The organism is Micromonospora inaquosa, from assembly GCF_003857055.1.
GTDB lineage: Bacteria > Actinomycetota > Actinomycetes > Mycobacteriales > Micromonosporaceae > Micromonospora > Micromonospora inaquosa.
This window is the reverse complement of record NZ_QGSZ01000015.1, coordinates 1-1,245: the sequence shown is the minus strand read 5'-3', so window position 1 is coordinate 1,245 and position 1,245 is coordinate 1. Positions and strand designations below refer to the sequence as shown.

At 67.8% G+C, this 1,245-nt stretch carries 1 protein-coding gene; it reads left to right on the top strand.

The genetic code is table 11. From position 1 onward, the window contains the following. Positions 1–90 precede the first annotated feature (90 nt). On the top strand, positions 91–1,209 hold the full coding sequence (locus DLJ59_RS00075; RefSeq protein ID WP_244235750.1) for an IS630 family transposase: 1,119 nt from the start codon (positions 91–93) through the stop codon (positions 1,207–1,209). Positions 1,210–1,245: the final 36 nt, after the last annotated feature.

Below are 1,245 nucleotides of genomic sequence, written 5' to 3'. Positions count from 1 at the left end.
CTAGTGCCGTGACCACGAACGTTCACGGTGTTGGGTGACACGCCGTGGGGCCTGTCGGCTGGGCGTTGTCGGGGCGGTCAGGCTGTAGCGGTGGCAGATCTTGTACGCGTGCGGCGGCTCAGTGATCAGGAAGGTCAGCAGCTGCTCAGAATCACCCGCCGGGGAACCGGTTCCCCGATCCGACTGCGACGGGCGATGGTCGTGCTCGCCTCGGCTGGTGGGAACACGGTGCCGGCGATCGCCCGCCTGGTCCAGGCCGATGAGGACACGATTCGGCAGGTCATCCACCGGTTCAACGAGATGGGGATGGCCTGCTTGGACCCTCAGTGGGCGGGTGGCCGTCCCCGCCAGATCAGTCCTGACGAGGAACAGTTCATCGTCGAGACGGCCAACACCCGCCCCGAGAAGCTGGGGCGGCCGTTCACCCGCTGGAGCGTGCGCAAGCTCGCCGACCACCTGAGCTCGGATGCCGCCCGCCGGATCCGTATCGGTCGGGAACGGCTGCGGCAGATCCTGCACCAGCACAAGATCACCTTCCAGCGGACGAAGACGTGGAAGGAGTCCACCGATCCTGACCGGGATGCCAAGCTCGCCCGGATTGAGTACGTGAGCAGCCGCTTCCCGCAGCGAGTGTTCGCGTTCGATGAGTTCGGGCCCCTGGTGATCCGGCCGCAGCCCGGTGCCGGTTGGGCTCCGGCAGGGCACCCGCACCGGCTGCCCGCGAACTATCACAAGCTGCACGGCGTCCGGCAGTTCCACGGCTGCTACTCCGTCGGCGACGACCAACTCTGGGGCGTCGTCCGGCGGCGCAAAAGCGCCGCGAACACCCTCGCCGCGCTCAAGTCGATCCGCGCCGCCCGCCCGGACGGTGCACCGATCTACGTGATCCTGGACAACCTGTCGGCCCACAAGGGCTCGAAGATCCGCAGGTGGGCGGCCCACAACAAGGTCGAGCTCTGCTTCACCCCGACCTACGCCTCATGGGCCAACCCGATCGAGGCCCAGTTCGGGCCGCTACGCACCTTCGTCATCGCCGGCTCGAACCACCCGAACCACCCCACGCTGACCCGGAAACTGCAGGCCTACCTTCGGTGGCGCAACGCCAACGCCCGCCACCCCGACGTCCTGGCCGCCCAACGCCGAGAACGAGCCCGCATCCGCAGCGAACGACAACGACACTGGGGCCAACCCGCTACCCGCGCAGCCTGACCAACACCGTCAACGTTCGTGGTCACGGCACTAGCG